This window comes from Dysosmobacter segnis, from assembly GCF_014297285.1.
In the GTDB taxonomy this organism is placed as follows: Bacteria; Bacillota; Clostridia; order Oscillospirales; family Oscillospiraceae; genus Oscillibacter; species Oscillibacter segnis.
Genome location: NZ_JACOQI010000001.1, coordinates 154,265 through 177,061 on the forward strand (window position 1 = coordinate 154,265; position 22,797 = coordinate 177,061).

Genomic DNA, 22,797 nt, shown 5'->3' on the forward strand with positions numbered 1-22,797 from the left:
AAAGTTCTGATAACTGGCTCAGCGGGGAGAAAAGACTTTTTCGACACGCTGAGTCCCTGTGTACATAGTACGCAGGGACCTTTTTGATGGCATTGAGCATGTTGGTCAGTCAGACCAGCTTTTCAAAATAGAAGAAGGTCTCGTCCTCACCATTTCGCCGCATACAGGCGGACAGCATCTTGTAGGATGCCTCATTTTCCTTGTAGCACTTTGCCACGATCCGGCTCAGATTCACCTGATACAGACCCCATTCCGCAGCACACCGGAAAGCTTCGGTGCCGTAGCCGTTTCCGGCATAGGCCTTATCGATCCGGCAGCCCAACTCCGCGCTGCCCCGGTAGTCAAAGTTATAGAGCACCGCCTCACCGATGAGCGTTCCATTCAACCGCACGGCGAAGTTTACCGCCATCCGATTTTCAAAATCCCGGCGGGCCACGTCATAAAAGCTGCGCTCTGTCACAGGCGCGCCCAGACCACCCACATCGTCATAACCCCACCAGCGGTTTCGGTCACTGTCCAGCACCAATGCATTATAGGCAGGGATGTCCGCCTCCGTGATGGCGGAAAGGGTCAGTCGCTCGGTTTTCAGTTCCGGGATCGCGGAAACGTGCCGCAGCAGCTCGTTCTGAGGCAGAAAATGATACTTGGGAGACAGCTTGGCGGGGCCGTATTGCAGCTTGGAGGTCCGCAAACCCCGGTCCCCGGCGTCATCCTCCCGGTTCACATAGGCGCAGCCGTCACCAAAGGCAGCCACCTCCGCCTGTACCATGGCGGGATATGCGCCGGCATAGGAATAAAGAGCCTTTTCAATGTGGATGATGAGGGTCTCACCGCATTTTTCGCAGAGAGACAGGGCAATCAGCTTTTCTCCGTCGAACATGCCGCCCCGCAGGAGCCAGGGCTTGTCCGGCATGGCCATCATCTTTTTGGAGAGTTCCAGCTCTGCCATGGCCTTGCTGCCGCTGTCCTTGGGAAATTCCGCTTTGAAATCGATCCAGAACTGCTCAATGGCCTCGGCGTCCTCTTTGACGCTGAGGGGACGGAATTCCGCATTGGGCCATTGGGCGTAGAACTTTTTGATGTGGTTCCGCTGGCCGGAGTATCGCCGCCCGGCGAAGAGCTGGAGGTCCTCCTTGTAGTACAGGTAGTCCCGCCAGGTGCGGATGTTGCTCACCCGCACATAAGGATACCGGGATAGCAGTACAGGGGCTTTTTCCTCCGGCACGATGGAGATCTCCGGCTGAATACCCGTTTCCATGCAGTAGGCTTCAATGGCGGACAGGGCTGCGTCCTCATCCCCATCCGGTCCGGCCACCGGATAATCGAAGGATACCCGTCCCTCGCTTTCGCACCGGATGATCAGGCAGCCTGCCGCCTCCGCCCAGGCATAACGCAGCGCGCTCCGCCACATGAGCTTGACACCGGCGGAGTATTCGCATAGCGCGTAATCGCAGTTTTCGTAATAGCGCCGCAGCATGGCCGCGTCCCGTACCGTAATATTTTTGAATGTCAGCATAAATCCTCGCTTTGATCGGTTTTCTCTATCATACGCCTGAAACGGGCGGACGATACAGTCGCTTTTGCAACTTTTTCAAGAAAAAGTTTCCGGTCCAGATGAAAACTCCCCCGGAATTCCGGGGGAGAGGCTGGTTAGGTCATTTGCTTGCGGCGGCTGAGGTTCATAGTGCCGTCCTGCATGGAATTCAGGGAATCCAGGCTCTTGCCGGTGCCCAGAACCACGCAGGAAATGGCGTCGTCCGCCACAGTGGTGTGAATGCCGGTGCGGGCGGTAACCAGCTTATCGAAGCCGTACACCAGGCTGCCGCCGCCGGTCATGATGATGCCATTGGTGGACACATCCGCCACCAGTTCCGGGGGCGTCCGCTCCAGAACGGAGTGAATGGCCTCCATGATGCGCTCTACCGGCTCCTCAAAGGCGTCCATCATCTCCGTGGAACTGACGGTCACTACCTTGGGAAGGCCCGTCAGCAGGCAGCGGCCCTTTACGTCCATGGTCTCTTCCTCATCCTTGGGGAAGACGCAGCCGATCTGCTTCTTCATTTCCTCGGCGGTGCGCTCGCCCACCAGCAGGTTGTGCTTGCGGCGCATATACTTCACCACGGCCTCATTCAGCTGGTCGCCAGCGATCTTGATGGAGGCGGATTCCACCACGCCGGAGAGGGAGATCACGGCGATGTCCGCCGTACCGCCGCCGATGTCCACCACCATGTGGCCGTCGGGCTGGGTGATGTCGATGCCTGCGCCGATGGCGGCGGCCACAGGCTCCTCGATGAGGTAGACCTTCCGGGCGCCAGCCTGAATGCCTGCGTCGATGACGGCGCGCTCCTCGACCTCCGTGATGCCGGAGGGCACGCAGATGATGACCCGGGGCTTGAAGAAGGAGAAGCCCGCCACCTTGTGGATAAATTCCTTCAGCATCCGCTCCGTCATGTCATAGTCGGAGATCACGCCCTCCCGCAGAGGACGGATGGCGATGATGTTGCCGGGGGTACGGCCCAGCATGGCCTGGGCGTCGGTGCCCACCTTCAGAAGCTTACCTGTGGTCTTGTCCATCGCCACCACAGAGGGCTCATTGAGGACAACGCCCTTGCCCTTTACATATACCAGAACGGAAGCGGTACCCAGATCGATACCGATATCTTTTGCAAACGTCATATTGACACCTCGCTGCACTTTCTGCAAGTCTATTATAAGCGGTTTTTCAACACACAATCATACATTTTCTATTATACGTGTGCTTTTCCCTGATTGCAAGACGCTATCTATGAATTTTTTCCTTTTTTCTCCCGTTTTGGCGTTCTTGCTGCCGTCAGGCAGAGGATGGAAGCAGCCCCATTGTCCCGCAGTACCCGAACACACTCGGACAAAGTGGCTCCGGTGGTGTGGATATCGTCGATGAGCAGGATTCGTCGATCCCGGATCAGTTCCGGGTCCGCAGGATCGTAAACGCCCAGCACATTGGCCCGCCGGGCGGCTTCTCCCTGCAATCCGGACTGGGCGGGATTGTCCTGCACCTTCACCAGCAGTTGCATCGGCCGGGTGTCCCAATGGCGGCAGACGGCCTCCGCCAGCAGCCGGGACTGGTCATACCCGCGCGTTTCCAGACGCTTCTGGCTCACCGGCACCCAAGTCACCGTGTCGAATTCTCCACCGAACCGCTCCGCCGCACACCGGGCCAAAAGCTCACCAAAGGGTTCCGCCAGAGCGGAGCCGCCCCGGAATTTCAGACGCAGCAAAGCCTCCCGCACCGCGCCCTCATACCAGAGCGGGGCGGCGCAGGTCAGGTCCTTGTCGGTCATGACCACCTGTTCCTCCGGAAGCCACGGCAGGTCCTTCTCGCACTTGGAGCAGACGCCCACGGCGTCCAGAACCTTGCCGCAAAAGGGGCATTTGGGAGGAAAAAACAGGTTGATGATGCTTTCAAAAAAATGATTCATTTTTTCTTCCGAGGATAAGGCTTCGGCTCATCGGTCAGGCCAACTAAATAGTCGATGCTGACGCCATAGTATTCGGCCAATTTGATGATTGCGTCCAGCGGATACCGTGAAACGCCAATTTCGTATTGGCTATATGTGTTTTGGCTGACATGGAGCACGTTCGCAACGTCTCTCTGCGTGAGGCCTCTGTCGTTTCGCAAATCTCGGATTCTTCCATATTTCAATATCTCAGTTCGCATATACATCACCTAAAACGAGTATATGTATCTTGAAATAAGATATTTTTACTTTATCTGGAAATCAGATAAAACCGTCTGCTCCCGCAGAGGGCAGTTCCCACTACGGGGCAAGGGGAAGGGGCCTTTGGCGCAAAGGTCCCTCCCCCTTAGACCCCCACCCGAAACATGGGGGACGCCACCCGTCCCCCATGCCCCCTCGTGGCACAAAGGGGCGGGCTGTGGCCCTCCCCTTTGGAAACCCCTCCCGGAGTTGGACGGGGGAGCGGCAGCGGAAAGAAGAGCAGGGGATGTCCTATTTGCACCCCGTTGTGCTCCATGCCCGTAGATGCGGCGGCGCACTGATTTGAGATTCAGGTATAGCGCAGCCGGCAGGGGAGTTTCAAGTTCAGTCGGCAGTTCGTGACGGCCAGCCCCCGTTTTGGGTGAGTTGACCGCTCCGTCGGTCAACTCATCCCTAAGCGTCTTTTCTTTTGACCATGAATGGCCGTTTTCTTTTCGGCAAGACGAAAAGAAAATGGGGATTCAATCTAGTGCCGCATAGCGGCACTTCCCACGGCAAAGCCGTGCTTCCTTGCGCCAAAGATACCTCCCCCTTGCCCTGTAGTGGGAACTACCCCCTGTGGGAGCAGAGAGAAGCGGGTGCATTCTGTGCCGCATAGCGGCGCTTCTTACGGCAAAGCCGTGCTTCCTGTCCCGGAAGCCGGGACGCCCCTTGCACTATTATGACGCGATCAAAACAACCTTCTTGTGAAATCCCCCAATCCATGGTATGATAACATGAAAAATCTCAAAGGATGTTTAAGATGAAACAAGTCACTATTTATACCGATGGTGCCTGTTCCGGCAATCCCGGACCCGGCGGCTGGGGAGCCATTTTGATGTACGGTGCCCACAAGCGGGAGCTTTCCGGTGGGGAAGCCGATACCACCAACAACCGCATGGAGCTGACTGCCGTGATCCGGGCGCTGTCCCTTTTGAAGGAGCCTTGCATCGTGGAGCTTTGGAGCGACTCCAAATATGTGATCGACGGCCTTTCCAAGGGCTGGGCTAAAGGCTGGAAGGCCAAGGGCTGGGTGAAAAGCGACAAAAAACCCGCCCTGAACCCGGACCTTTGGGACGAGCTGCTGCGGCTGGAGAGCGTCCATACCCTTCGCTACCACTGGGTCAAGGGCCATGCGGAGAACGAATTCAATAACCGCTGCGACGAACTGGCGGTCGCCGAGAGCCGCAAATTCCGATAAGGACGGCATTTTTACCGTTTTTCACGGGCATTTGTGGAAAACATGGTCGAAAAGTTGAAAAGGGCTCGGAACGTTTACAAATTGTTCACAACAAACACATAATTTCGCAAAAATGTTCGGGTATCTTAATACTTGCAAAGGGTCCTCCCAACCCGATGCGTTTTCTCCCTCCTAAAACACACAGCAAAAACCCCTCGCCGAGCGGCGAGGGGTTTTTGTGTTTCCTCACTTGTAATAGTCCGTCTCGTCCGTCAGGGCCATGGGCAGGCCGTTGTGATACACCGGCATCAGCTGGAATTTGAAGCGGCTGGTCCGGTGGAGCCGGTCGATCTTTTCCTTCACCGCCGGGTCCACGACGCCCTTGCGGACATACTCGTTGACAGCGTGGTAGGTAAAGCCCAGATTGTCCTCGTCCGTCAGGCCGGTGAGCCCGTCGGAGGGGGGCTTGATCAGAAATTTTTCCGGCAGGCCCAGCTCCGCACCGAGGGCGATGACCTCCTCCGTGGTGTACATTCCCAAGGGGGAGAAGGCTCCGGTGGCGTCGCCGTAGACCGTGCAGTAGCCCACCCAGTCCTCCGAGAGGTTAGAGGTGTTCAGCACGATACCGGCGTCCTCGCTCTGGGCGATGGCGTACAGCGTCACCATCCGCATCCGGGAGGGCAGGTTCACCGTGGTCTGGCGGCTGGGCTTCATGCCTAAATGCGCCATCTCATCCAAAATGCTGCTGGTGCCGCCCTGAATGTTGAATACATAGTGGCGAATTCCGAGAAATTCCACCAGACCATTGGAATAGTCAATGTCCGGCTGGATGCCGTCAGGCATCAGCACGCCCACCACGTTTTCCTTTCCGTAGGCCGCTACCGCCAGCGCCGCCACCACGGAGCTGTCCTTTCCACCGGAAATGCCAATCACGGCGGTCTTTCCGCCGCAGGCCTTCATCTGCTGCCGCATCCAGTCCAGCAGACCGGGCAGCTGCTCCTTCGCGTGAAATTCCATACGCTCACCCTTTCTGATTTATGATGCCCCATTGTAAAGGGCTGGGCCGTAATTTGCAAGCAGATTCCTGTTTTTTGGCAAAAACACGAAAAATGGCGTAAAATTCAGATTAGATTCGACATCTGCAAAAAAATTCCGCCGGAGCGGGAAACGATTTGTCCTGTCATAACGTTTTATCAGTGAAAGCGCTTTTCAATCACACAACAAAGACCTGCTAAGAAAAGTCAAGTAGAAATTTCAAGGCAATGCAGCTTATAAAAGTGCCGCACCAAACCAAGCCGCTTTGCATCTCAAAATGAAACGGCGGCCAGCCAATGGCTTTATGGCGAAGATCAGACGGTGTGTTCCAAGGACTCCAAATAGGCTTTTACAGTGGCGTAGTAGATCCGCAGAAACTTGTTGGCGAAAGCCATCATGTAGACGCGGTAGGGCTTGCCCTCGGCGCGTTTCCTGTCCATGAACTGGCAGACCGGTTCATCCAGCGGTGCGGTCTGCAAATAGACGCTCATAACAAGAAAGAGTGTCCGCCGTAAAGATGATGCACCAATTTTGCTCATGGATTTGTGCCTGCCGGTCACATCGCCGGAATCATTTGGCGGAGCATCCAGCCCAGCGTAGGCTACGAGCGCTTTCTTGGAATAAAAGCGGCGCACATCCCCGATTTCAGCTATGAGCTGCGGGCCGAGCGTCGGGCCTACGTCGAACATGTCCATGACAACGGGATATTCCGGCAGCACGGAAGCCAATGATTGCATTTCCTGCTTGAGAGCCGCAAGCGCGGTAGAAGTCGCCCTGAGCTGTGCAACCGCCTGTTCTACGAGCAACTTCGTTGTTTCGGACTTTGGCATGACGCCAATATGTCCGCTGGCTTCGGCGTAAATTGTGTGCGCCTTTGCTTCCCTGAAGTTGTAGCCGTGCTTCCTGCACCAACGCAGGTATTTGCTTGTGAAAGCTCTTTCGGATTTCTCGCTGGCGCAGCGGCAATGCCAGAATTCAGCCACAAAATCCACCCACTTTTCACTCCCATCCCCACGGATCGGGCTTGAAAACAGACGGTTGGCGTTTGGAAACACCGTATCCAGCAGCGAGATCAAATTGTTCTTCAGAACCGTCTGCACCTTGGAATACTGCCGGTACTGGCGGTAGCAGTTCTTCAGCAGCAGCCGGGTATCTTCCTCTGGGATATACCTCGGCAAAGTAAGCCAGCGGTCAAGGCCATAGTTAGCCAGTTTGACAGCATCCTTCCTATCGGTTTTGACACGCCGTAATTCGTTGTTCCCGTAGCCGTGCACCAGCTTTGCATTGATGACGGAAACATATAACCCTGCGTTGTGGAGCAGCTTTGCCACCGACGCATGGTAATTTCCTGTGGCCTCCATGACCACGCGAGTCTCACCGTCCAGACTTTTGAGCTGCTTTGCCAGCTTGCTCAGTTCACTGCCGGTGTGACGGACTTCAAAGGGTGAGATGACGACCTCTCCAAAGGGACGCATGACGGCAATTGTGCTCCTGCCTTTGGAAATGTCGATGCCAACAGAGTTCATTTGCATTCCTCCAACACGAATTTGCAACCGGAATCCATCTTTTTCTCATTGCCGATTCAATCTATTGGGTGACGCGAACTCCAAGGCTCAACCTGCTCAAATCGAACGCTGCAATAAGGGGATGGCTGACAGTCTTTGTTACGGACATAGAAGCCCAAGGAGGCATTGGTCAGCCAGTTGCTCCCCTTATTGTAGCTTAGGCATGAGATGGAAAGAAAGCCGGACTGGCTGCCCGGCTTTCCTGTCCAAATTTATTGTAATAGGAGGCATTGCATGACGGAAGCACAGCTCAGCAATGCCATGGATGCTTATGGCTCCACGGTTTACAGGCTGGCCCTGACCCGGATGCAGAATATCGCCGACGCGGAGGACGTGTATCAGGAGGTGTTCCTCCGGCTGTGGAAGCAGGCGGCGGAGGACTGGGACGGAGACCGCGCCAAGGCATGGCTTATCCGCACAACGTTGAACCGCTGCGCGGATCTGCACCGGTTCCGCCTACGGAGGCCGGTACTTTCTTTCGCGGAGATACCGGATCTGGCACAGCCGGAGGACGAGAGCCGGGAGCTGTGGGAAGCGGTGAGCCGCCTGCCGGAAAAGGCCCGGACGGCGGTGCATCTTTATTACGCCGAGGGGTATTCGGCGGAGGAGATCAGCCAACTGATGCACATTCCCGCCGCCACGGTCCGAACCCGGCTCCACCGGGCCCGCAAGCAGTTGAAAGAACTTCTGGGAGGTATTGACGATGAAACGTGCGTATCACGATCTGATGGAACAAATTTCGGTCCCCGGCGGGCTGAATGACCGGGTGCTGCAAGCGGTCCGGCAGGAGGCGGCCGGTGTCGGAACGCGGCGGAAACGGACGGCGCTGCGGGCGGCGGTGTGCGCTGCCTGTGCGCTGGCTCTGGTGCTGGGGACGGTGCGGCTTGCGCCCCGTTCGGCAGAGGAACCCGGACTGCCCCAACTCACCTACAGCTTTGGTCTGACGGCCTATGCCGCCGACATCGGGGAGACCATCGTCCCCAATGCCAACGGCGGGTTGGCTCTGCGCAGCGGCACCGGGATCTGGGACCCGCTGCAGGGGTATTTTACCGGCTGCCTGTTTCAGGTGACCGGAGAAAATCTTCAAAAGGTGACTTTATCTGTGGACCGGGGCGGACTGTACCGCAGCGAGACCCGAAAGGCTTTGTCTAATGATGAGGCGCAGGCACTCTGGCAGGCGGAGGAGAACGGGGAACTGGTGTGCAGCGTCTATGGCGCAGACGAGGGCGCCCCCATGAATGCCGATGTCATGACGGCTTTGGGCAGCGATGTGACCGTGGACTATGATCCTTCGGCCAGCTATGGCTTCTGGGTGCCCCCGGAGGAGCTGCCAACGGCGAGCGGTGACATGAAGCAGGATACGTGGGACAGCATCGACACCTTTGACGGAGCGCATCTGACGGTGGAGGCCACTTTTCTGGACGGCAAAACAGAAACTCGGACCTACACCCTCTCCACCGGCCGTCTGCGGCTGGATCGGTATGAAAACGGGACATGGACGGTCCTGCCCCAGCTGGCCGGGGACGAGGAGGCGTACGTTTACGGCATTTATGCCGTCAGCGAAGAGGAGAGCCGCTGGTTTCAATGGCCGGTGGAGGGCAGCAATACCATCAGCCTCAGCAACCCCTTCGGAGCCAGATGGAATCCCGGCGGACAGGGGAAAACCGTCCACAATGGGATCGACATTCCAGCCGAACGGGGAACCCCGGTGCTGGCGGCGGCGGACGGCACCGTGACGGAGACCGGCTTTGACACGGAACGCGGGAATTACCTGATGATCGACCACGGCGATGGACTCACCACACTGTACGCCGCGTGCAGCAAGGTGGATGTGAACGAGGGCGATCCTGTAAAGGCGGGGACGCCGATTGCCGCTGTGGGCAGCACGGGAAGGTCCACCGGTCCGCACCTTCATTTTGAGGTCCGGCAGGACGATGTTCCCCAGAATCCCACGGCCTATTTCGACGCGGACGTTCGATCGACCCTGCGGATGGGATAAATAGGCAGCGCCCACGGCGAAAGCCGTGGGCGCTGAGGCTGTCGATAAAGTGATAAATTTTCCGCGACGGTAAGGAAGGGTGTGCGCGGGAAACCCAAGAAGGGTGTCCCGCGCCATTAAAATCCTAAGTTTTCAGAACTTTTATGAAGCTCTGAAAACTTGCTCAGCGGGGAGAAAAGACTTTTTCGACACGCTGAGCGCCCACGGCGAATGATATGCTCCCTCTATGAGAGACAGTGAAAAAACAAACTGTCAAACATGGAGGGAGCATTGTTATGTCGGAAAGAAAAAAACAGAAACCAGAAGAGAAAGTAAAAATCGTCAAGAGATATCTGGCCGGAGAGGTAAGCATGAGCGAAGCGGTCACAGAGGCCGGCGTGAATTGGAAAACACTTCAAAAGTGGGTCATGCAGTACGAGGCAGAGGGCGCGGCGGCCTTCCTGCCGGGCAGGCGGGAGCACATATACAGTCCGGAATTAAAGCTGCAGGCAGAGTTCAGCAAAAAGTATGGATTACGGGACAGAAGGCAGCTCCGAAACTGGCTGAAGGTGTATCATGCTCATGGAGACTTCAACTCCAGAAAGAATTCAGGAGGCGGAAGCTGCATGAGGCAGGGACGGGACACCACGCAGGAAGAGCGCATTCAGATCGTCAAGGACTGTCTGGCCAGTGGAAAAAAATACGGCGAGATGGCCTTGAAGTACAAGGTGAGCTACCAGCAGGTGCGCACATGGACGCTGCGGTTCGAGGAGATGGGCGAAGCCGGTCTGGAGGACCGGCGTGGAAAACGGAAGAAAGATCAGAAGCCCAGAACCGAGCTGGAGAAAGCGCAGATCGAGATCGAACAGCTTAAGCACAAGCTGTATCTGGCGGAAATGGAGCGTGATCTGCTAAAAAAATTGGACGAAATAGTAAGGAGGGATGCCTCGGACAAGTAAGACAGCGCCGCATCTATGCCGCGATCCGGGAAGCGCACACTGAAAAGGAATATCCCCTTGAGCTGGCCTGTGAGCTGCTCCATGTGGCGCGCTCAGCATACCACAAGTGGGCTTCCGGCAAGCTGAGCCGGCGGGCCGCGGAGAATGAGCAACTTGTGGAGAAGCTCGAACAGCTCCATGCGGAAAGTCCAGATAAGGGATACCGGAGGCTCAATGACAATCTGCGCCATGACTGTGGCATTCATGTCAATGACAAGAGAGTGCTCCGCATCTGCCGGGCCAGAGATATCCGTTCCACGATCAAGTACAACAACCATGGCTGCACGCGGCGAGCGAAGACCCCGCAGTATCTTGCCGAAAACCTTTTGGACAGGCAGTTTTATGCCGCAAAGCCCAATGAGAAGTGGCTCACCGATGTGACCGAATTCAAGTGGTTTGAGGGTATGAAGGTACAAAAGCTCTATCTGAGCGCCATCCTCGACCTTTGCGACCGGCGCATCGTGTCCTATGTGCTCAGCGAACGCAACGATAACCTACTGGTTTTCAAGACCTTTGATAAGGCTGTGAAAGCCAATCCGGACGCGCATCCTCTATTCCACAGCGACAGAGGGTTCCAGTACACCAACCGCGCTTTCCACCACAAGCTCGTGCAGGCATGACGCAGAGTATGTCCAGTGTTGCACACTGCATTGACAATGGCCCCATGGAGGGCTTCTGGGGCATTTTGAAGCGGGAACGCTATTACGGCAGACGGTTTACCTGCAAGCGGGAGCTTGTGCAGATGATTGAGACCTATATCCATTATTACAACACCAGACGGGTTCAGCGTAAACTGGGCGTGTTGACCCCGATGGAAAAGCACGAACTCGGTCTCGCCGCATAAAAAGCGGCCAGCAGCACATGGCTGTCGGCCGGAAAAACTTTATATTTTTTCACTGTCCTCTTGACGGGGTGCGGTTCAGCTTTTATTTGGTTTCCGCGTAGATCCCGCCTTCACCAGCCCACCACATGGCATCATACAACTGCTCAAGATCGGCGCAGGAGCCGGCGTAATCCTTCGCATCATCATAGAGGGGACAGGGCTTGCCGTGGGAAAACCGCTCATTATAGTCAGCGATGATCCGGGGCAGGTCTTGGTTCAATTCCTCCACCGTCAGCACACGGGACCAAGGCTGGCCGTTTTCGTCCCGGAACGCACATTCTATTTCGTCCAGATTGCCGATGATTGCCAGCACCGCCGCCATGTCCTGATAGAGGCCCTTTTCAGAGTCGCCCATTTTACCGGAAGTCTGGGGGACGGAGAAATTCAGCGTCAGGCGGTAAGGCACGGAGGAGGTGTGCAGCGCCATCGTATAGCTGCCGCAGGTGTCGAACCGTAAGGCGTTGAGCATCCGGCCCACGGTGGAGGCGTCCCCCGCATAGGGCGTTTGGGCCTGATAGATTCTGTCAATCTGCGGCGAGATCTCGACACCACCCTGCCAGATCAGTTGATCTCCCAGATAGACCGCGTTGACGCCCTCCGTGTTGAGGACGGCCCGGTAATCACCGGAATTGCTGAGGGGAGAGGGCAATACCTGACGGCAGGTGATGCGGACGATCCCCTCCGGCTCCTGCTCCATTTCCCACTGGCGGCAGGCCGTGCCGGACCAGATGGCGTACACCTGAATGTCCAGTTGTCCCGGCACATCCGTGTTGATGGTCCAGCTCATGCCCTGTGTCTGGATCGGCGTGCCGATGACAAACAGCTTTGCCGCGACGCCCACAGCGAACAGCAGAACCGTGACGGCTACCGCCGCCGCCACCCGCCGCCAGCCCCGGCGCTTTACTTTTTTCAGATAGTCTACCTCTTTTGCGTCCTCTGGGGCCGCCTGCTCCGGCGCGCCTGCCAGCGCCGTCCGAAGCTGGGCACAGTCCGGACACTCGGACAGATGACGCTCCACCGCTGTATTGCTCTCTGGGGAGGTGAGGCCCTCCACATAGGAGGGGAGCAAATCCCGCACCACACCGCAGGTTAGATCATTTTTCATCGTCGCAGCCTCCTTGCTTCAATCGTTCCTTGCCCCGGTAAAAGGTCACTCTGGCCCAGGTCTCCGTTTTGCCTAAAACGTCTCCAATCTCCCGGAAGGACAGTCCGCCGAAGGCCCGGAGGTAGACCACCTCCCGCCCCGGCTCCGGTAATTCATGGACCCGCCGCAGCATATCTAACTGCCCGGAGCGGCTGACGGCCTCATCCTCGGCGGAGGGCATCAGCGGCAGCTCTGCTTCCTCAGGAAGCGCCGTTTCCCGGTTGGCCTTCCGCAAATGCTGATACCACAGGTGCTTGGCGATCTGGCACAGCCAGACGGACACCTTGCAGCTGCCGTCAAACCGGTCGATGGACCGCACTGCCTGATAAAAAGTCTCTTGGGTCAGTTCCTCCGCCGTCTGGGGGTCCCGGCATTGGGAGAGCAGAAATTTATAGACCGTCTGCGCGTGCTGGCGGTAGACGGCATCCAGATCCTTCACGGAGTTTCTCCCCCTTTCAGCGGTGTTTTCATCTGCTATATCCGTTTGGGGCGCGGTTCGTTACAGCGTTGGAAAAAGATTTTGAAAAAAAGGAGCCGTGCGGCTCCTTTTGCGATGCTCAGAAGGTTTCAGACTGGACCAGTTCCTCGTAGGAACGGATGTAATAGTCGCACAGACGCTGGATCTCCGGCTGATCCTGCTCCGCCGTGGCCTCATAGACCCCGGCCACCCGGAAGCCTGCTGCCTTGGCGGTGCGGATGGCGTGGAGGGCGTCCTCAAATACCACGGTGTCCCGCTTGTTGGACTGGAGCCGCCGCATGGCCATCTCGTAGATGTCGGCGCTTTCAGATTTGTGATTTCCCGCGTCGGCGGAGGTGACGATCCCCCGGAAATAGTGGTCGATGCCCGCCGTTTTCAGGGCCTTTTCCGTCAGCCGCCGATGGGTGGCGGTGGCCACATACATCCATACGCCCTCCATTTTCAAAATGGAGAGAAATTTTTCCAGACCCGGCTTGGGCCGGACCTGGCTGGAATAAAACGTCTCCATCCGCTGAATGATCTGGTCGATGATCTCCTGCTGGGACCACGGCAGACCGCAGACCTCCCGCAGATAGGGGATCACGTCGCAGTCCGCTAAGGTGTGGAGCATCCGGTCCTGCTCCGGTGTGGCGGAAATACCCGCCTCCTTTAAAAACGTGGGCCCCAGCTCCCGCCAGGTGGGCATGGAGTCCAGCAGGGTCCCGTCCATATCAAAAATCGCGCTTTGTAACCGCATTGATGACCTCGATCTCCGTAAATTTTGAAACTTACAGCATATGCGCCGATAGAGCGCAGATGAAAAAACTGGTATTTTATTGTTCGTTACTGCCGATCCAATAGCACCCTGCACCTATGATAGCAGCTAAAAATTCAATTGCCTTGAGATACATATCATAGCTATGCCAACCAATGATAAAACCAGATAATATATAAATCACTGCAAATACAACTACCGAAATAACCGCCCGCTTTATTTTGCTTTTCATCAAAGAGATCTCCTTTAAAATTCAGATGATGTTTGCCAGGGCATCCCTGGGGGACTTCCCTTGCCCGCGCGGGGCAAGGGACTTTTTTGCCTGACGAATGATACTCTGATGAAGATACTTTGTGTCCCGCATGGAAAAATTGAAATCATTTTTGTCAGGACATGTGCCTGACAAAAATACTTTGATCTAAGTGCCTTGGGCACGTTCACCAGTCCGCAGACTGGTGGGAGGTGGTTAGGAGGGGGACAAGTCCCCCTCCTAAGTAGTCAGCACAGCTTGGAACCAGCCGGGATCTGATCGTCCAGCATGATGAGGTTCAGCTTTTCCTCGCCCTTTTCTGTGCGGACGGCGGAGAGCAGCATACCGCAGCTTTCCAGACCCATCATCTTCCGGGGAGGCAGATTCACGATGGCGGCCAGGGTCTTGCCCACCAGCTCCTCCGGCTCATAGAACTTGTGGACACCGGAGAGGATCTGCCGGTCGGTGCCGGTGCCGTCATCCAGCGTGAAGCGCAGCAGCTTGTCAGACTTTTTCACGGCTTCGCAGGCCTTGACTTTCACCACCCGGAAATCGGATTTGCAGAAGGTGTCGAAGTCCACCGTTTCGGTGAGCTGAGGCTCCACCTCCACGTCGGGCTGCTCCGCCTTCTTAGCGGCGGCCTCAGCGGCTTCCAGTTCCGCGAGGGCCTTGTCCAGATCCAGACGGGGGAACAGGTTTTCACCCTTGACCACGGCAGCGGTCTCAGGCAGTTCGCCCCAGAGGTCCGCAGACTCCCAGGTCCGGGCCTCCGCACCTACGCCGATCTGGGCGAAGAGCTTTTCCATGCTCTCCGGCATGAAGGGGGTCAGCAGGATACCGCAGATGCGGGTGGCTTCCAGCAGGTTATAGAGCACATGAGCCAGCCGGGCACCGTTGGCTTCCATATCCTTGGCCAGTGCCCAAGGGGCGTTCTCGTCGATATACTTGTTAGCCCGCTGGATCAGCTTGAAGGTCTCAGACAGGGCGTTGTGAGGGGCGAAGGTGTCCATCTCATGAGCGTAGGCCTTCTTCAGACCGGCGGCCTGTGCCACCAGCTGGGCGTCGTACAGCACGGGGTCCACAGTGTCGCCGTTGGCGGCCAGCTCCACGCTGCTGCCCATGCGGACCATGGCGGCCAGCTGCTTCTCGTCCTCCGTGGCACCGCAGCCTGCAGGCAGGGAGCCGCCGAAGTACTTGTTCACCATGGCGGTAGTGCGGCTGAGAAGGTTGCCCAGATCATTGGCCAGATCGGTATTGATGGTCTGGATCAGCAGCTCATTGGAGAAGTTGCCGTCAGAGCCGAAGGGGAAGGTCCGCATCAGGAAGAAGCGGAGGGCATCCACACCGAACTGCTCCGCCAGCAGGTAGGGGTCCACCACGTTGCCCTTGGATTTGGACATCTTACCACCGTCCAGCAGCAGCCAACCGTGGCCGAAAACGTGCTTGGGCAGAGGCTCCCCCAGACTCATCAGCATGGCGGGCCAGATAATAGAGTGGAATCGCACAATTTCCTTGCCGACGATGTTGATGCCGGGCCAGTATTTCTTGTAGTCATTATAGCGGTCATTCTCATAGCCCAGCGCGGTGATATAGTTGCTCAGAGCGTCCACCCACACATAGACCACGTGCTTGGGGTCAAAGTCCACGGGGATGCCCCAGGAGAAGCTGGTACGGGAAACGCACAGATCCTCCAGACCGGGATCAATGAAGTTCTTCACCATCTCGTTGACGCGGGAGCGGGGCTGGAGGAAGTCAGTGTTTTCCAGCAGGTCCCGAATACGGTCGGCATATTTGCTCAGACGGAAGAAGTAGGCTTCCTCCTCGGCGTCCACAACGGGGCGGCCGCAGTCGGGGCAGCAGCCGTCCTTCAGCTGGCTCTCCGTCCAGAAGGACTCACAGGGAGTGCAGTATTTGCCCTTGTAGGTGCCCTTATAGATGTCGCCCTTGTCATACATCCGCTTGAAGATCCGCTGGATGGCCTTCACATGGTAATCGTCCGTGGTGCGGATGAAACGGTCGTTGGAGATGTTCATCAGCTTCCACAGATCCCGGACGCCACGGGGACCGTCCACGATGCGGTCCACGAACTCCTGGGGAGTGACGCCGGCCTCGTCAGCCTTCTGCTCGATCTTCTGGCCGTGCTCGTCGGTACCGGTGAGGAACATGACGTCCTCGCCCTTCAGCCGGTGATACCGGGCCAGGGTGTCGGTGGCCACGGTGCAGTAGGTGTGACCGATGTGCAGCTTATCTGAGGGGTAGTAGATGGGGGTTGTGATATAAAAAGTGTCCTTTTCCATATCCGGTTCCTCTTTTCTTCTTTATGATAAATTTTGAGTGATCGCAAATAAAAACGCCGTCCCTGAGCATACGCTCAAGGACGGCGAAGAAAGCCGTGTTACCACCTTGATTCACCCACACCTCGCAGCGTGGGCCTCTGCGGGTACAAGCCTGCCGAAACCGGCACGCGATACCCTGACGCTGTAATGGGCGCACCCATCGCAGCCTGCGCCAAAGCGCTGAGCCGCGCGGCTCCGGGGCCATGTTCTGCCCACCGCATGGGTCCCTTTTCAGCTGCCGGGACTCTCTGAACCATGCCGCGAGGACGTACTCTCCCCTTCATTGCATTCTCGATTGCACTCACTTATACCATATTTTAAACGATTAGTCAATCATCCGGTCAAAATATTTCCGATTTCCGCTGTTTTTATTCGCTGTGGTACTTTCCCCGCCATTTTCCGGCAGCATAGTGATAGACGGACAGAGCGCAGGCCACGGCCCAGCCGATGCCGTAGCTCCAATACATAGCGTCCGGGCCGAAGCGGTTTGCCAGCAGGTACAGGAAGGGGACCCGCAGCAGGATCACAGAGGCCACCACGTTCACCATGGGATACAGGCTGTCGCCCGCGCCCCGCATGGCGGAGTTCAGTACGAACAGAATGGCAAACAGCACGTAGGGCGGCATCACACATTGCAGATACCGGGCGCTGGCGGCGATGACCGCCGGGTCCGGGGAGAAGATCCGGGACAGAGGGACGGACAGCCACACCACAAAGGCGGAACTGAGAACTGTCCACACAACGGCCATGGTCACGGTGATCCGGACACCCTGACGGACCCGGTCCTCCCGGCTTGCCCCCATATTCTGCCCCACAAAGGAGATCACAGCGGCGGCCAGGCTTTGGACCGGCAGAAAGGACAGGGTATCCAGTTTATTGCCCACGTTGAAGCCGGCAGTGAAGGCCTTTCCGTAGCTGTTGACCTTGGAGAGTACGCCCATGGCGCCCAGGGCCACCAGAGACATCTGGATACCGCTGGGCAGGCCAATGCGGATGATTTCACAGAACAGTTTGCGGTCGAAGATCCCGTTGAAGGGATGGATGGCCAGCTGCGGATACCTGCGGTTGATATACCAGATACCGAACAGCCAGCTGCATAATTGGGCGATGACGGTGCCCAGCGCTACACCCAGCACCCCCAGCGGTACCGCCAGCACCAGTGCCAGATCCAGAAAGATGTTCAAAATCGTGGACACCGCCAGAAACAGCAGTGTGGTGGAACTGTTGCCCATGCCCCCTAAAATGCCGGCGTTGAGATTATAGCCGATGCTGCCGACAAGCCCCGCACAGACCACCAGCAGATAGGTCCGGGTCTCTGCCCAGGCGGCGGGGTCCACCCGTAAAACGGTCATCAAGGGATGCACCAGCAGCAGCGCGGCGGCGGTGATGGGCAGAATGCTGCGGATAAAGGCGGTATACAGGCTGTCGATGGCGCTCCGGACCCGGTCCGGTCTTCCGCCGCCGAAGGCCTGAGCGATGACCACGGTGCCGCCGGTGGCGATGCCGGAGAACAGGGAGGTGAACAGGAAGATCACCGGAAAGCCGACGCCCACGGCGGCCAAGGCTCCGTCGCTGACATAGTTGCCTACTACCCAGCTATCCACCATATTGTAAAACTGCTGTAAAAAATTGCCTGCCAGCAGCGGCAGGGTAAACATCAGAATATGGTGGAAGGGATTGCCCACCGTCATATTCCGGATTCCGCTTTCCGTCCCCACGATGCACCTCTAATCATTTTTATTTTACTGTACTCCTTTTCGTCGGAAAGGGCAAGTTGATTTCCCGTCGAAAACCGGGTAAAATGGGGGAAAACCGTCAAAAACCGCCGCCGGGACCGGGCGGCGGGGAAGGAGCCTCTATGAAACTGGTATCTTGGAACGTCAACGGCCTGCGGGCCTGTCTCGGCAAGGGCTTTCTGGACTTCTGCGCCTTTGCGGACGCAGATGTGATCTGCCTGCAGGAGACGAAGATGCGCCCGGAACAGGCGGAATTCGACCTGCCGGGCTATGAGCGCTACTGGAACAGCGCCGACAAGGCGGGCTATTCCGGCACCGCCGTGTTTACCCGGCAGACGCCCCTCTCTGTTACCTATGACTTCGGCAAGGAGGTCCACCGCCACGAGGGACGGGTCATTACGGCGGAATACCCGGAATTCTATCTGGTGTGCTGCTACACCCCCAACTCCAAGGACCAGCTTTCCCGGCTGGATTACCGCATGGAGTGGGAGGACGATCTGCGGGACTATCTGATGGAGCTGGATCAAACGAAGCCGGTGGTCTACTGCGGCGATCTCAATGTGGCCCATCAGGAGATCGACCTGAAAAATCCCAAGTCCAACCGCATGAACCCCGGCTTTTCTGACGAGGAGCGGGCCAAAATGACTCAACTGTTAGCAAGCGGCTTTACGGACACATTCCGGTATCTGTATCCGGACAAGACCGGCGCGTACTCCTGGTGGAGCTATCGCTTCAATGCCCGGAAGAACAACGCCGGGTGGCGCATCGACTATTTTATTGTCTCCGACCGGCTGAAGGACAAGATCAAAAGCGCCGACATCTGGAGCGAGGTCACGGGCAGCGACCACTGCCCCGTGGTGCTGGAGCTGGACCTCTGACCCTATGACAGCAGGGCGTTGATCTCCTCAATCTCCAGATCCTGCAAGGCCCAGTTGATGCCGTAGCCGATGACCTTACCCAGGTCCCGCACCTGCTGGTCAATGTCCCGGGGCGTGACCATGAGGTTTTCCGGGCGGCTCCGCAGGGTTTCCAGATCCGGCTCGGGAAGCCCGGATTCCTCCAATAGATCCGCCGCTAACGTGGCGGCGTCCACCACCGTGGGAACGCCCACGGCCAGCACCGGTACCCCCAGCGTTTCCCGGTTCAGGGCGGAGCGGTGATTGCCTACGCCGCTGCCGGGGATGATGCCGGTGTCGCTGAACTGGACGGTACAGCACACCCGCCCCACCCGGCGGGAGGCCAGCGCGTCCACGGCGATGACCACCGACGGATGGAGCCGGTCCACCAGTCCCCGCACCGCCTCTGCAGATTCCACGCCGGTGGTCCCCAACACCCCCGGCCGCAGGGCCGCCACCGGGCGGAACCCGGAAAAGTGCTGGGGCATAGCGTCGATGAGATGGCGGGTGATGAGGATGCTGTCCGCCGCCAGCGGGCCGACGGCGTCCGGCGTCATGGCCCGGTTTCCAAGGCCCGCCACCAGCACCGGACCGCTGTCCGGGGTCAGCTCCTTGACTTGCTGCCCCACGGCCCGCACCGCCCGGTCGAAAAACCCATCCCCCCTCTGCCAGAAGGCGGTGAGGTCAAGGGTGCGGTAGCTGCCCGCAGGCTTTCCCAGTGCGGCCTCCCCCTCCCGGTCCAGAATATCCACCTGTGTGACCGGATATCCCTGTATTTTCTTCTCCGTGGCCTTTACGCCTGCCAGCCGGGTGGTTTTCCCGGCGGATTCCTGCCACAGCTCGTGGGCCTCGATTGCCAGATCCGTCCGTTTTGTAAACATTTTGCCCTCCTGACACAAAATCTTGTGGTATTAAGGGTAGCTTTTGCGGAGATATTCGCGCTATACAAAAAAATATAGAAATATTAAAAAAAGGCTTGCTTTTTCTGAACTTCTCTGCTAAAATATCATTCTGCACGGTGGAAATTATGAAACCGCGCCAAGAAATGCCAGGAGGAGGTGTTTGGTTTGCCGAATATCAAGTCTGCCAAGAAGCGTGTCCTCATCGGTGAGGTCCGCAACGCGCGCAATAAGGCTACGAAGTCCGATCTGAAGACTGCCATCAAGAAGTTCGAGGCGGCTGCCGCTGAAGGCAATCGCACCGAGGCCGATGGCGCTTACAAGGTCGCGGTCAAGAAGGTCGATCAGGCTGTCGCTAAGGGCGTTCTGCACAAGAACACGGCTGCTCACCGCAAGAGCGCTATGACCCTGAAGCTCAACAAGATCGGTTAATAGGCCAAACAAAAGGACATCCGTCAGGATGTCCTTTTTTGTTTTACCTTAAACTGACCTTATAAGATTTTGCAATTCTGAATATTGAGATAGTATCAAGCTGGGATATAATGAATGCAAGAACAGGCGGTACACGCCGGAACAGGTGAAGTGCAATGGAAAATCAGAAGGTAAGAAAGTTAGTTCTCAGTGCTTTGATGGCCGCCCTTGTCTATGTGGCTACCAGCATCATTCAGATCCCGTCCCCCGTCAACGGCTATGTGAATCTGGGCGACTGCTTCGTGCTGCTCTCCGGTTGGCTGTTGGGGCCTTGGTATGGCGCGGCGGCGGCCGGTATCGGCTCCATGCTGGTGGATCTGCTCAGCGGCTGCGGACACTATGTTCCCGGCACCCTGATCATTAAGGGTCTTGACGCCTTGGTAGCGGCGCTGATCTTCCGGGCCTTGGGCCGCGGGAAGACTGCCATGCTGGTCAGCGGCATCGTGGGGGAGACCATCATGGTCCTGGGCTATTTTGCCTACGCCTCCATGATTCTGGGCAAGGGTCTGGCGGCAGCCGCCAGTATTCCCGGCAATATCGTTCAGGGGATCGCCGGTATCGCCATCGGCCTTGTGTTGGCTGTGCTGTTGCAAAAGGCAAAGGCGCCTGCGCTGAGCGGTCTGGAACTGTAAACGAAAAAATAAGGCGGCCGTGTGAGAAAAATTCTCACACGGCGCCTTGTGCGTAAAACAAAAGGGAGGCTTATATATGGCAGGAACTACGGTACATACATTGGAGAATCAGCAGCTTTTGGAACAGGTAGAGCGGGAGTCCGCCGCTGCGGCCCGCCAACTGGCGGAGACTGCCCATCTGCGGAAGGGACAGCTCGTGGTCATCGGATGCAGCACCAGTGAGGTGGTAGGGCATCAGGTGGGAAGCTGGTCTACACCGGAGGTGGCGGATGCCATTTTCCGGGGCCTTGACAGTGTGTTCGGCCCCATGGGCGTCTACATGGCCGCCCAATGCTGCGAGCATCTGAACCGGGCTTTGATCGTGGAATACGAGGCGGTCCCCGGCGGGGAGATCGTCAATGTGGTGCCCCAGCCCAAGGCGGGCAGCTCCTTCGCTACCGCCGCTTACAAGGCGTTTCGGCATCCTGTGGCGCTGGAGGAGATCCGGGCAGACGCAGGACTGGACATCGGCGGCACCCTCATCGGGATGCACTTGAAAAAGGTGGCGGTGCCGGTGCGGCTGGAGCAGGATCACATCGGTCAGGCCATTGTGCTGGCGGCCCGGGTACGGCCCAAGTTCATCGGCGGTGACCGCGCCGTTTATGATGAGACCCTGAAGGAGGGCTATCCCGATTTTACGGACTGATCGGGTATCTGCTTTCCTTACGCGCAATTATTTTATGGGAAAGAGGCCCCGGGAGAAAGCAGTTGTTTCTCCCGGGGCTTTTCATGCAGTTCCGCTTTGAGATCGTATCCAATGGCGTCAGGTGTCCCCTGTACTTTCGGGGGAGCAAAGTGCAGATTGGAACTTGCTGCAGCAAAAAACAGCTCCGGTCCGTACTGGACCGGAGCTGTTTGCTCACATTTTATAGCTGCTTGACCGTGTAGTAGACAGCCAGCGCGAAGACCACCGCTGCCAGTGCCCACATGGCGTAGTAGGAGATGCCACCGCCCAGCAGAGAGGCCAGCAGAGCCAGCGCGGAAAGACCGCAGGCTGCATATACCGGCAGCTTATCCGCTTTGGGGGGCAGGAGCTTATTCAGCTTGCCGCTCTTGGTTAGCACGGCGAGAACTGCCAGCAGGACCAGATAGATCACAACGCAGATCTTGACGGTGGTGCCCACATACATGCTGGAGCCGTACCGACGCACGCCCCACAGAACAAAGAGGGAGGCTCCCAGCACCGTCAGAGCCAGTGCACATTCCCGGTCATACAGCGCCCAGAGGATTCCCAGCAGCATGATGACCGGCACAACGATTGTCATAAAAGAGAGGGTGGCCATATTTAAGCGGACCAGAGCCGTAGCCGCACCCACAAAAGCGCCTGCCGCAGCAAGGATCCAAGCGGACTTCTGCTTCTTGGCGCTGCCCCGCAAAACCAGAGCGGCGATCACGCCCACTGCCAACACACCCGCGCCGATCCCGGCCAGAGTCCAGAGGTAGTGATCATACCAGGCGATCCGGGTCAGTTCAGAGTCGGCATTGATATAAAAACGACGCAGGATCAGTAAATACAGTTCTGCTACGCAGCCAGCCAGGAAAAATTTCATTGCTCCATTCATGGGTTCGTCCTTCGGAGCGACCTTTTTATTCGGATTTTTTGCCATCTATTAAAACCTCCAGGGTTATATTTCCCAAAATGCGGGCAGTCCATTCCAGACCGGTTCCCGCCGACACACGTTCATAGTATACCAGTCTCTTTTCCAATTTGCAAGGAAAACCTTCATTGCTTTTTTACAATATTCGCGGTATACTGAAAAAATCGAATCAAATTCTAACGGAGGAC

The 22,797-nt window shown here is 57.2% G+C and carries 24 protein-coding genes; 10 read left to right on the plus strand and 14 right to left on the minus strand.

Going from position 1 to position 22,797, the window contains the following annotated elements; genetic code table 11:
* Positions 1-109: 109 nt before the first annotated feature.
* From H8Z83_RS00850 to H8Z83_RS00865, 4 genes are all read right to left on the minus strand, one after another.
* Positions 110-1,516 (minus strand): GNAT family N-acetyltransferase, encoded by a 1,407-nt coding sequence (locus H8Z83_RS00850; RefSeq protein ID WP_187013300.1) that lies wholly within the window; start codon positions 1,514-1,516, stop codon positions 110-112.
* Between the two features lie 134 nt (positions 1,517-1,650).
* A complete protein-coding gene (locus H8Z83_RS00855; RefSeq protein WP_301332340.1) occupies positions 1,651-2,676 on the minus strand; it encodes a rod shape-determining protein in 1,026 nt (341 codons plus the stop codon).
* Between the two features lie 107 nt (positions 2,677-2,783).
* Positions 2,784-3,458, minus strand: a complete 675-nt coding sequence (locus H8Z83_RS00860) for a ComF family protein (RefSeq protein WP_187013301.1) — start codon at positions 3,456-3,458, stop codon at positions 2,784-2,786.
* Positions 3,455-3,703 (minus strand): helix-turn-helix domain-containing protein, encoded by a 249-nt coding sequence (locus H8Z83_RS00865; protein WP_187013302.1) that lies wholly within the window; start codon positions 3,701-3,703, stop codon positions 3,455-3,457. Before H8Z83_RS00865 ends, H8Z83_RS00860 begins: the two co-directional genes overlap by 4 nt.
* A 797-nt stretch (positions 3,704-4,500) precedes the next feature.
* Here H8Z83_RS00865 and rnhA point away from each other — a divergent pair.
* Entirely contained in the window at positions 4,501-4,938 is a 438-nt protein-coding gene (gene rnhA, locus H8Z83_RS00870) for a ribonuclease HI (protein ID WP_187013303.1), read from the plus strand.
* A gap of 225 nt (positions 4,939-5,163) precedes the next feature.
* On the opposite strand, the gene nadE is transcribed toward rnhA, so the two are convergent.
* On the minus strand, positions 5,164-5,934 hold the full coding sequence (gene nadE, locus H8Z83_RS00875; RefSeq protein WP_187013304.1) for an NAD(+) synthase: 771 nt from the start codon (positions 5,932-5,934) through the stop codon (positions 5,164-5,166).
* Positions 5,935-6,266: 332 nt separating this feature from the next.
* Complete coding sequence (locus H8Z83_RS00880) at positions 6,267-7,478, minus strand: IS110 family RNA-guided transposase (RefSeq protein ID WP_187013305.1); 1,212 nt, start codon at positions 7,476-7,478, stop codon at positions 6,267-6,269.
* Positions 7,479-7,751: 273 nt separating this feature from the next.
* On the opposite strand from H8Z83_RS00880, the gene H8Z83_RS00885 reads away from it, so the two are divergent.
* The 5 genes from H8Z83_RS00885 to H8Z83_RS00905 all read left to right on the plus strand — a co-directional run bounded on the left by H8Z83_RS00885 (position 7,752) and on the right by H8Z83_RS00905 (position 11,337).
* A complete protein-coding gene (locus H8Z83_RS00885) occupies positions 7,752-8,279 on the plus strand; it encodes an RNA polymerase sigma factor (protein WP_187013306.1) in 528 nt (175 codons plus the stop codon).
* A complete protein-coding gene (locus H8Z83_RS00890) occupies positions 8,221-9,516 on the plus strand; it encodes a M23 family metallopeptidase (RefSeq protein ID WP_187013307.1) in 1,296 nt (431 codons plus the stop codon). Before H8Z83_RS00885 ends, H8Z83_RS00890 begins: the two co-directional genes overlap by 59 nt.
* Positions 9,517-9,791: 275 nt before the next feature.
* Entirely contained in the window at positions 9,792-10,454 is a 663-nt protein-coding gene (locus H8Z83_RS00895; RefSeq protein ID WP_187013308.1) for a helix-turn-helix domain-containing protein, read from the plus strand.
* Between the two features lie 23 nt (positions 10,455-10,477).
* Positions 10,478-11,113 (plus strand): IS3 family transposase, encoded by a 636-nt coding sequence (locus H8Z83_RS00900; protein ID WP_366463643.1) that lies wholly within the window; start codon positions 10,478-10,480, stop codon positions 11,111-11,113.
* A gap of 8 nt (positions 11,114-11,121) precedes the next feature.
* On the plus strand, positions 11,122-11,337 hold the full coding sequence (locus H8Z83_RS00905) for an IS3 family transposase (protein WP_187013309.1): 216 nt from the start codon (positions 11,122-11,124) through the stop codon (positions 11,335-11,337).
* Between the two features lie 82 nt (positions 11,338-11,419).
* On the opposite strand, the gene H8Z83_RS00910 is transcribed toward H8Z83_RS00905, so the two are convergent.
* The 6 genes from H8Z83_RS00910 to H8Z83_RS00935 all read right to left on the minus strand — a co-directional run bounded on the left by H8Z83_RS00910 (position 11,420) and on the right by H8Z83_RS00935 (position 18,056).
* Positions 11,420-12,481, minus strand: coding sequence for a DUF4825 domain-containing protein (locus H8Z83_RS00910; RefSeq protein WP_187013310.1), 1,062 nt, complete (start codon positions 12,479-12,481; stop codon positions 11,420-11,422).
* Positions 12,471-12,959 (minus strand): sigma-70 family RNA polymerase sigma factor, encoded by a 489-nt coding sequence (locus tag H8Z83_RS00915; protein ID WP_187013311.1) that lies wholly within the window; start codon positions 12,957-12,959, stop codon positions 12,471-12,473. The genes H8Z83_RS00910 and H8Z83_RS00915 overlap by 11 nt, the downstream gene beginning before the upstream one ends.
* Positions 12,960-13,077: 118 nt before the next feature.
* Positions 13,078-13,734 (minus strand): HAD family hydrolase, encoded by a 657-nt coding sequence (locus H8Z83_RS00920; protein ID WP_187013312.1) that lies wholly within the window; start codon positions 13,732-13,734, stop codon positions 13,078-13,080.
* 76 nt (positions 13,735-13,810) lie between these two features.
* Positions 13,811-13,984, minus strand: a complete 174-nt coding sequence (locus H8Z83_RS00925) for a hypothetical protein (RefSeq protein WP_187013313.1) — start codon at positions 13,982-13,984, stop codon at positions 13,811-13,813.
* Between the two features lie 266 nt (positions 13,985-14,250).
* Positions 14,251-16,299 carry a methionine--tRNA ligase gene (gene metG / locus H8Z83_RS00930; protein ID WP_187013314.1) on the minus strand — a complete coding sequence of 683 codons (2,049 nt, stop codon included), beginning with the start codon at positions 16,297-16,299 and terminating at the stop codon, positions 14,251-14,253.
* 407 nt (positions 16,300-16,706) lie between these two features.
* The gene (locus tag H8Z83_RS00935) at positions 16,707-18,056 is read right to left on the minus strand and encodes an MATE family efflux transporter (RefSeq protein ID WP_187013315.1); all 1,350 of its coding nucleotides are present in this window, start codon (positions 18,054-18,056) and stop codon (positions 16,707-16,709) included.
* 140 nt (positions 18,057-18,196) lie between these two features.
* Here H8Z83_RS00935 and H8Z83_RS00940 point away from each other — a divergent pair, with 140 nt between their 5' ends.
* Entirely contained in the window at positions 18,197-18,952 is a 756-nt protein-coding gene (locus H8Z83_RS00940) for an exodeoxyribonuclease III (RefSeq protein ID WP_187013316.1), read from the plus strand.
* Between the two features lie 2 nt (positions 18,953-18,954).
* Here the strand turns inward: H8Z83_RS00940 and gpr are convergent, their stop codons facing one another.
* Complete coding sequence (gene gpr / locus H8Z83_RS00945; protein WP_187013317.1) at positions 18,955-19,851, minus strand: GPR endopeptidase; 897 nt, start codon at positions 19,849-19,851, stop codon at positions 18,955-18,957.
* Between the two features lie 186 nt (positions 19,852-20,037).
* Here gpr and rpsT point away from each other — a divergent pair, with 186 nt between their 5' ends.
* The 3 genes from rpsT (at position 20,038) to H8Z83_RS00960 (ending at position 21,657) form a co-directional block, all read left to right on the plus strand.
* Entirely contained in the window at positions 20,038-20,301 is a 264-nt protein-coding gene (gene rpsT, locus H8Z83_RS00950; protein ID WP_187013318.1) for a 30S ribosomal protein S20, read from the plus strand.
* A gap of 155 nt (positions 20,302-20,456) precedes the next feature.
* Positions 20,457-20,972 (plus strand): ECF transporter S component, encoded by a 516-nt coding sequence (locus H8Z83_RS00955; RefSeq protein WP_187013319.1) that lies wholly within the window; start codon positions 20,457-20,459, stop codon positions 20,970-20,972.
* 76 nt (positions 20,973-21,048) lie between these two features.
* Complete coding sequence (locus H8Z83_RS00960; protein WP_187013320.1) at positions 21,049-21,657, plus strand: TIGR01440 family protein; 609 nt, start codon at positions 21,049-21,051, stop codon at positions 21,655-21,657.
* A gap of 220 nt (positions 21,658-21,877) precedes the next feature.
* On the opposite strand, the gene H8Z83_RS00965 is transcribed toward H8Z83_RS00960, so the two are convergent.
* Complete coding sequence (locus H8Z83_RS00965; RefSeq protein ID WP_187013321.1) at positions 21,878-22,618, minus strand: hypothetical protein; 741 nt, start codon at positions 22,616-22,618, stop codon at positions 21,878-21,880.
* Positions 22,619-22,797 lie beyond the last annotated feature (179 nt).